At 65.6% G+C, this 7,779-nt stretch carries 8 protein-coding genes; all 8 read left to right on the forward strand.

Translation table 11 applies throughout. The annotated features are described in order from the left end of the window. Positions 1 to 89: 89 nt before the first annotated feature. Positions 90 to 1,355, forward strand: a complete 1,266-nt coding sequence (locus ACFFWD_RS39955) for an ABC transporter substrate-binding protein (protein WP_376974887.1) — start codon at positions 90 to 92, stop codon at positions 1,353 to 1,355. Positions 1,356 to 1,361: 6 nt separating this feature from the next. Further along, positions 1,362 to 2,225, forward strand: coding sequence for a branched-chain amino acid ABC transporter permease (locus ACFFWD_RS39960; protein ID WP_376974888.1), 864 nt, complete (start codon positions 1,362 to 1,364; stop codon positions 2,223 to 2,225). Between the two features lie 6 nt (positions 2,226 to 2,231). Continuing rightward, complete coding sequence (locus tag ACFFWD_RS39965; protein WP_376974889.1) at positions 2,232 to 3,263, forward strand: branched-chain amino acid ABC transporter permease; 1,032 nt, start codon at positions 2,232 to 2,234, stop codon at positions 3,261 to 3,263. After that, positions 3,260 to 3,979 (forward strand): ABC transporter ATP-binding protein, encoded by a 720-nt coding sequence (locus tag ACFFWD_RS39970; RefSeq protein ID WP_376974890.1) that lies wholly within the window; start codon positions 3,260 to 3,262, stop codon positions 3,977 to 3,979. Before ACFFWD_RS39965 ends, ACFFWD_RS39970 begins: the two co-directional genes overlap by 4 nt. Then, on the forward strand, positions 3,976 to 4,686 hold the full coding sequence (locus ACFFWD_RS39975; protein ID WP_376974891.1) for an ABC transporter ATP-binding protein: 711 nt from the start codon (positions 3,976 to 3,978) through the stop codon (positions 4,684 to 4,686). The genes ACFFWD_RS39970 and ACFFWD_RS39975 overlap by 4 nt, the downstream gene beginning before the upstream one ends. Before the next feature lie 135 nt (positions 4,687 to 4,821). After that, on the forward strand, positions 4,822 to 5,778 hold the full coding sequence (locus tag ACFFWD_RS39980; protein WP_376974892.1) for a helix-turn-helix domain-containing protein: 957 nt from the start codon (positions 4,822 to 4,824) through the stop codon (positions 5,776 to 5,778). A gap of 98 nt (positions 5,779 to 5,876) precedes the next feature. Then, positions 5,877 to 7,283: an aldehyde dehydrogenase family protein gene (locus tag ACFFWD_RS39985; protein WP_376974893.1), complete on the forward strand. Its 1,407-nt coding sequence runs from the start codon at positions 5,877 to 5,879 to the stop codon at positions 7,281 to 7,283. A gap of 47 nt (positions 7,284 to 7,330) precedes the next feature. Continuing rightward, on the forward strand, positions 7,331 to 7,779 hold a 449-nt coding region (locus tag ACFFWD_RS39990), incomplete at its 3' end, for a GMC family oxidoreductase N-terminal domain-containing protein (RefSeq protein WP_376974894.1).

A 7,779-nucleotide genomic window follows, 5' to 3' on the forward strand; every position in this document is an offset into this window, starting at 1 on the left:
TCGCGTCGCTTTTGCAAGCGCACAGCGGTCACGAAGTGACGCCGAAAAGATCAAGCCAACAACAGAGCTTGGGTATGGAGGGGAAACGCATGAAGTGCAGAAACACGATCTTGACGGCCGCGATAGCAATGCTTGCGGTGAGCTTCGGCAGCGCGGCCTACGCGGCCGATCCGAAATGCGGAGCCAACACCGGCAAGGCGGCCTCTGGGGAGCCGATCGTCTTCGGCGGCATCGTCAGCGTCACCGGCCCTGACAATTTCAGCTCGTCCGGCCAGGCGGCCGCGGCATATTTCAAGTGCCTGAACGCCAATGGCGGCGTGAACGGACGCCCAGTCAAGTATCTGCTCGAGGATGACGCCTGGAATCCCGAGCAGTCCTCGCAGGTCGCAGCCAAGCTGATCCGCGACCAGAAGGCGGTCGCGCTGGTCGGAAATATGAGCTTCGTGGATTGCGGCGCCAACCAGGGGATCTACGAGAAGGAAGACATCATGGTGATCGCCGGCGTCGGCGTGCCCCGCGATTGCTTCTTCCAGAAGAACTATGCGCCGACCAATGCCGGCCCGCGGGTCAGCAACACCAAGGCCGTGATGGACGTCGCACAGACCTATCCCGGCAAGGTCAAGCGCGTCGTCTGCATCGCGCCGAACATCCCGAATGTCGGCGAATGGTCCTGCACCGGCGCGGTCGCCTGGATCAAGAAGCAGGGCGGCGACGGCAAGATCATCACCTTCGATCCGGGCTCGCTGGACGCGACCTCGATCGTGCTCGAGGCGATGGCGTTCAAGCCCGATGTCATCAGCGTCGGCACGCCCAAGGGTCTAGCGGTTCCGATCTTCGCCGCGGCGGAGGAGCAGGGCCTTGCCGACAAGGTGCATTTCACCGGTCCGGCCTCGCTCTATAACCTCGATTTCCCGCGTGCGATCGGGAAGTACTGGGACGGCAAGGTCACCGTCGACATGGAGCTGAAGGCGGCCGACGCCGGAACGCCCGACATGCAGAACTGGCTCGCGGTCATGGACAAGTACGGCCAGTCGTCCGACCCGCGCGACACCTTCTCGCAGGCCGGCTACCTCGCCGCGCGCGTCACGGCGGAGACCCTGCTCAAGATGGATGCCGCGAAGATCGACCGGGCATCGGTGACGGCGGCGCTGCGCAACGTGAACCGGTTCGAGAGCGACATGTTCTGCTCGCCCTGGTACATCGGCTCCGCGCCGCGCCACAATGCCAACCATGCCGGGCCGGTGTCGGCGGTCAAGGGCGGCAAGTTGCAGCCGAAGCCGGTCTGCATCGAGTCCGAGGATCCCGAGCTCGACGACGTCCATGCGTTCGAGAAAACTATCGACATTGCGAAGTAGATAGCGATGCCGGATTTCACGCCCTTTCTCGTCTCGGGTCTCGCGACCGCAGCGACCTACGTGCTTTCGGGGGTCGGCATCGTGGTGCTGTATCGGGCGTCGGGCGTGGTCAACTTTGCCCAGGGCGCCGTCGGCGCCCTGGCAGCTTTTATTTCCTGGTCGATCGTCGAGCGCGGCGGGTCGGCCGGCTGGTCGTGGATCGCCGGTGTCGTTGCCGCGGCCGCGGTGTCGTACTTCTATGGCCGCATCATCGCGCCGTGGCTCGCCTACAGCGATCCGATCATGCGCGCGGTCGCGACCTTGAGCTTCGCGCTGATCCTGATGGGGTTCATGGGCTATGTCTGGGGCGAGGCGCCGCGGCGGCTTCGCCTGCCGACGGATACGATGAGCTTCGAATTGCTGGACGTCCGCATCACCATGACGCGCGCGGTGGCATTCGGCCTCGGCGTGCTGGCGACAGCCGCGGTGATGGTGTTTCTCGCCTATAGCCGCGTCGGCCTGCAGATGCGCGCGCTGGCGAGCAGCCGCGATCTCAGCGCAATGCTCGGCGTTCAGGTGTTTCGTGTCGATGGCTGGGCCTGGGTGATCTCGGGCGTGCTGGCGGGCGTGAGCGGCGTGCTGCTCGCTGACCTGCAGCGGCTGAGCGGACACGCGCTGACATTTGCCGTCATTCCGGCGATCGCGGCTGCGGTGGTTGGGCGGTTCGCGTCGCTTCCGGCGACCGTCGCGGGCGGGCTTGCGATCGGCGTGTGCGAGGCGCTTTTGACGCCGGTGCCGGTGGTCGGACCGTTCCGCACCGCGGTGCCGTTCCTGTTCGCGGTCGGAGCGATGCTGTGGATGCAGCGCAAAGTCGTCTTCGTCTACAGGTGAGCTGACGTGACCGATCAAAGCCTTGAGGGAACCTCGCCCATTCGCGCTGCCAATTTGCCGCTTCGCGCGGCAGCCATGTGCGCTGTCGCGCTGGTCGGCCTCTATGTCATGCCGGATGTGCTGAGCAATTACTGGCTGCGGACGCTGATTTCGGCCGCGGCGCTGACGATCGCGAGCCTCAGCGTCAGCCTGCTGTTCGCGCAGGTCGGCATGGTGTCGTTGGCGCAGTTCGGCCTGCTCGGTGTCGGCGGCTGGTTCGCGCTGCGGATCTCCCATGGCCTCGGTGTGCCCTTTGAAATTGCGCTTCTGAGCGGAGGCGTCACCGCGGCGCTGGTCGGTCTCCTCGTCGGGTTGCCTGCGCTGCGCATGCGCGGGCTCTATCTCGCCATCATCACGCTGATGATGGCCGGCGCGATCCAGGTTTTGATCAGCGCCTTTGGTTTCCCGGATGGCGGTCCTGGCGTGCTCGGCAAGAGCACCGGCGCGCGGCTGATGATGGCGCGGCCGTTCATTGCGCAAAGCGATGAAGCCTATCTGCGCTATGCCATCGTCGTCACCGCGCTGTGCTATCTTCTCGTGTTCGCGCATGTTCGCGGGCGGCCCGGCCGCGCCTGCGCGATGATCCGCCGCAGCGAAGTCTGCGCGCTCGCTGGCGGAGTGCACATCGTCGCCTACAAGGTCTGGGCCTTTGCGCTCGCCGGCTTCCTGGCCGGCGTCGCTGGCGGCGTGCTCGCCGGCGGGGTGGGGCAGCTCGACGGCAGCGCGTTCCCGGCGAGCCAGTCGATCATGCTGTTCGCGCTGACGATCGTCGGCGGCGCCTATTCCTGGTCCGGACCTGTTATTGCCGGGCTGATGCTGCGGGCCTTTCCGGCGCTGCTGAATGATTTTCGCGTCGACGGCAACATCGCCACCATGGTGTTTGGCATCGGGCTGTTGCATGCGCTGATCACGGCGCCGCACGGCATCGCCGGCCAATTGTCCGGCCTCGTGGAGACGGTTCGCCGCGCCTTCAACGGCAGACCAAAGGCTGGCCCATGATCGAGATCGACGATCTGACGGTGCAGTTCGGCGGCGTGCGCGGCCTGAGCGCGCTGACCGCGCGCCTGCCGGAGCCGGTCACCGGACTGGTCGGGCCGAACGGCGCGGGCAAGACGACGCTGATCAACGTGCTGTCGGGATTTGTGCGGCCGACGACGGGACAGGTCCGCATCGCAGGCCAGGACCTGAAGGCGATTGCGATCCACAAGCGCGCCGCGTTCGGGATACGGCGTACGTTCCAGAACGAGCAGGTCGTGGAAAATCTGACCGCGGCCGATAACATCGCCGCCGTGCTCGACAACGTGCCGACCGGTGGCCAGCCGCGGGCGGCGCTGATCGCGCGGGCGCTGGAGTTCGTCGGCCTCTCCGCCAGGCGCGATGCGCTCGGCCGCGACCTTAATGCCTATCAGCGGCGCATGCTCGAGATCGCCCGCGCGACCGTCGGGCGCCCGCGGCTGATCATGATGGATGAACCTGGGGCAGGCCTTGCGCAGCACGAGAGCGAGCACCTGCGTGATGTGATCAGGCAGATCGGCGGCTATTGCGGCGCGCAGGTGCTGCTGGTCGATCATGACGTCGATCTGATCTCCGCGACCTGCGCGGCAACGCTGGTGCTCGATTTCGGCTCGGCGATCGCCTATGGGCCGACCGCGGGCGTGCTCGCGGATCCCAAGGTCAGGGCCGCCTATCTCGGTGTTCTGGAGGATGCGACGTGAACGCTGGACTGGTGGTGGAGGGCCTCAACGTCGCCCGCAACGGCAAGGCCGTTCTGCATGGCATCGATGTCGTGATTGCGCCGGGCAAGATCACGGCGCTGCTTGGCGCGAACGGCGCCGGCAAGAGCAGCCTCGTTCTTGCGATCGCGGGAGCGTTGCCTGTGAACTCAGGCATGGTCACGTTGGACGGCCGATCCATCATGGGGCTGCGGCCGGAGGCCATTCGCGCCGGCGGGCTTGCCGCCGTGCCCGAAGGGCATCAGGTGCTGAACGAGCTCAGCGTCGAGGACAATCTCCGGGTGGCGGGCAGTCATCTCGCGCGCGCCGAACTCAAATCGGCCGTCGATGTCGCGCTCGGAACGTTTCCGGAGCTGCGCGAACGCCTGCAGGCGAGGTCGGGCAATTTGTCGGGCGGGCAGCAGCAGATGGTCGCGCTCGCGCAGGCGATCGTCGCACGACCGCGCTATCTGTTGGCCGACGAGCTGTCCTTTGGCCTCGCTCCGGTCGTGGTCGCGCGCCTTGTTCCCGTGCTGCAAGACCTCGCCGCGCAAGGCGTCGGCGTCCTGCTGATCGAGCAGTTCACCGACATCGCGCTGAAGGTCGCGGACGCCGCCTATGTCATGGAACGCGGAAAGATCTGCTTCGCCGGTGCGCCGCAGGAACTGATCAATAATCCGGAAATCCTGCACAGCGCCTATCTGGCGTAGGTTCCGCGCATTTCGACGCGCCGGCTGCGACGCCGGGCCAATGCGCTTGCCCTGAATATCCGTTGACACGGCAGGGGAGGTGCTTAACATGTTATGAAAAGTGCCGCCCGACGGTCTTTCGAGGGGAGGAGCCGCGTGCAGCTCCAGGAGTTTAGCAGCTGGACTCCCGAGGTCTGGGGTCAGGCTCCGTTGGAGGAGTGGAGGGACAAGCTCCGGTCCGTCTGCGGACGGTTCACTCCGTTCAGTTGGGAAGAGCGCAACCTCGTTCATGGCGGGGTCGTGTTGCGCGACGGCGCCGGGATGGAGATCGTCCAGGTCGCCACCGATGTCGAGGTCGTACGGCGCGTCGAGCGCGACATTCGCCAGGACTATGGCGAGCACTTCTTCCTCCTGGTTCAGCTTCAGGGCGTGTGCGGGGTCGAGCAGCAGGGCCATCAGAGCATCATCTCGCCGGGGGACTGCATCTTGGTCGATTCCTCCCTGCCGTCGAACTTCTTCTTCAACGGCCAGTTCAGCAATCATTTGTCGGTGCACCTGCCGCGGCAATTGCTGCTGTCGGAGAAGCCGAACGATTTCGAGGTCTCGCGGCGGCTTGGCGCCGAGGATCCGATGCCGACGATGCTGCGGGCGCTGGTCGCCAAGATGTTGCAGATGCCGTCCGGTCACAAGCGATCGGGCGAATTGCGGCAATTGCTGCTGCAGGCAACGCGACAGGCTTTCGCCGCCGACGGGCCGGAGGTGCCGCTGTGCCCGAAGGAGCGCGCGTCGGGCCGCCTTGAATTCGCGCAGGCGCTGGTCGACCGCCACCTCACCGCCGAATGGCTGACGCCGCAATGGCTCGCCAATCGCCTCGGCGTCTCGATGCGCACGCTGCAGGAGGATTTCAGCGCGGTGGGGACGACGGTGACGAGCTTCATCCGCGATCGCCGCCTGCATCTCGCCAAGGACCGCCTGGTCGAGAAGCAGCGCGGTTTGGACGGCGGCACCATCGCCGAGATCGCCTATTCCTCCGGCTTCAACGACATCTCCTATTTCAACCGCTGCTTCAAGAAGGCGTTCGCCTGCTCGCCGACCGACGTCGTGCGCAGATAGTCGCGCTTCTGTCCAATTGAGGCCGCGCTCGTTTCCAAGACAGACGACGGGCAATCGTCTTTGCTGAACCGCACCGGTTGCGGTTAGGAGACGTTTGCATGCAGCGCTGGACCCTGCTTATCGGCGGTCGCAAGATCGAGACCGAGGGCTTTCAGAACGTGATCAATCCCTCGACCGGAGGCGTCGTCGGCGCGATGCCGCTGGCCACGGCGAAGCATCTCGATGCCGCGGTGGCGGCCGCCGCCAAAGCCTTCGTGACATGGACGGACGTGTCCGATTCCGATCGGGCCGATGCCTGCCGTACGACCGGCGATACGATCGAGGCGCATGCCGAGGAACTGGCGCGGCTGTTGACGCTCGAACAGGGCAAGCCGCTGAACGGCCTCGGCTCGCGGTTCGAGATCGGCGGCGCCGTCGCCTGGACGCGCTACACCAGCGGGCTGTCGCTTCCGGTCGAGGTCCTGCAGGACGGCGCCGAGGGACGCGTCGAGCTGCATCGCAAGCCGATCGGGGTGGTCGGTTCGATCACGCCGTGGAACTGGCCGGTGATGATCGCATGCTGGCACATCATTCCGGCAATCCGCGCCGGCAACACGGTGGTGATCAAGCCTTCGCCGTTGACCCCGCTCAGCACGATCCGTCTTGTCGAGCTGCTCAATGAAAAACTGCCGCCGGGGGTCGTGAATGTCGTCACCGGCGAGAACGAGATCGGCAGTCTGATGTCGGCGCATCCCGGCATTGGCAAGGTCACCTTCACGGGTTCGACCGCGACCGGCCGCAAGATCATGCAGAACGCCGCCGGCACCTTGAAGCGCCTGACGCTCGAGCTTGGCGGCAATGACGCCGGAATTGTCCTGCCCGACGCCGAGCCGAAGAAGATCGTCGAGGGGCTGTTCTGGGGCGCCTTCATCAATGGCGGCCAGACCTGCGCCGCGCTGAAGCGGCTCTATGTCCATGACAGCCGTTATGATGAGGTCTGTCGCGAGCTCACGGCCTATGCGAAGCAGGTCGTCGTCGGTGACGGCCTGTCGGAGACCTCGACGCTCGGCCCGGTGCAGAACCGCCGGCAGCTCGACATCGTCTCAACCTTTGTCCAGGAAGCGCGCGACAAGGGCGGGCGCGTCTTGATCGGCGGCACGCCTGCCGATGGCCCCGGCTACTTCTACCCCGTGACGCTTGTCGCCGACGTCGATCACGGTTGCAGGCTGGTGGATGAGGAGCAGTTCGGCCCGGCGCTGCCGATCATCCGCTACACCGATGTCGAGGACGCCATCGCCAAGGCCAATGCAAGCTCGATGGGCCTCGGCGGCTCGGTTTGGGGCTCAGATCTCGGACGCGCGCGATCGGTCGCGCAGCGCATCGAGGCCGGCTCGGTGTGGATCAACAAGCATGGTGCCATCCAACCCAACGCGCCGTTTGGCGGCGTCAAGCAGTCGGGCTTCGGCGTCGAGTTCGGCGTCGACGGGCTGAAGGAATTCACGACCGTCCAGACCGTGTTTGTCTGAGCAAGCGACGAGATCGCGACGGTCGTGCGCGCCTCGCGGGAGGGGACATGCAGGAATACGACTACATCGTCGCCGGCGGCGGCTCGGCGGGCTGCGTCCTCGCCTCGCGGCTGTCGGAAGATCCGAACCATCGCGTTCTGCTCGTCGAGAGCGGGCAGCGCGACACCGACAAGTACATCCACATCCCGGCGACGTTCTTCAAGGTGCTCGAGAAGGGACGCGACGCGCTGGTCTACGCCTCCGAGCCTGAAAAGGGCCTGAACGGACGCCCGTCGATCGTGCCCCAGGGGCATGTGCTCGGCGGCGGCAGCTCTGTGAATGCGATGGTCTACATCCGCGGCTCGCGGCAGGACTACGATACGTGGGCGCAGATGGGATGCCGCGGCTGGAGCTACGAGAAGGTGCTTCCGGTGTTCCGCGACCTCGAGAGCAACCAGCGGCTAGAGCAGATTCTGATCAGACGCGATCATAACCGGCAGCGGCGAAGAAGTTCAGG

It is taken from the genome of Bradyrhizobium erythrophlei (assembly GCF_042430365.1).
GTDB classification, from domain to species: Bacteria; Pseudomonadota; Alphaproteobacteria; order Rhizobiales; family Xanthobacteraceae; genus Bradyrhizobium; species Bradyrhizobium erythrophlei.

Bases quoted from the DNA above. Each gene is read 5' to 3' on its own strand.
- ACFFWD_RS39955 (WP_376974887.1), top strand. From the start codon at position 90: ATGAAGTGCAGAAACACGATCTTGACGGCCGCGATAGCAATGCTTGCG.
- ACFFWD_RS39960 (WP_376974888.1), top strand. From the start codon at position 1,362: ATGCCGGATTTCACGCCCTTTCTCGTCTCGGGTCTCGCGACCGCAGCG.
- ACFFWD_RS39970 (WP_376974890.1), top strand. From the start codon at position 3,260: ATGATCGAGATCGACGATCTGACGGTGCAGTTCGGCGGCGTGCGCGGC.
- ACFFWD_RS39985 (WP_376974893.1), top strand. From the start codon at position 5,877: ATGCAGCGCTGGACCCTGCTTATCGGCGGTCGCAAGATCGAGACCGAG.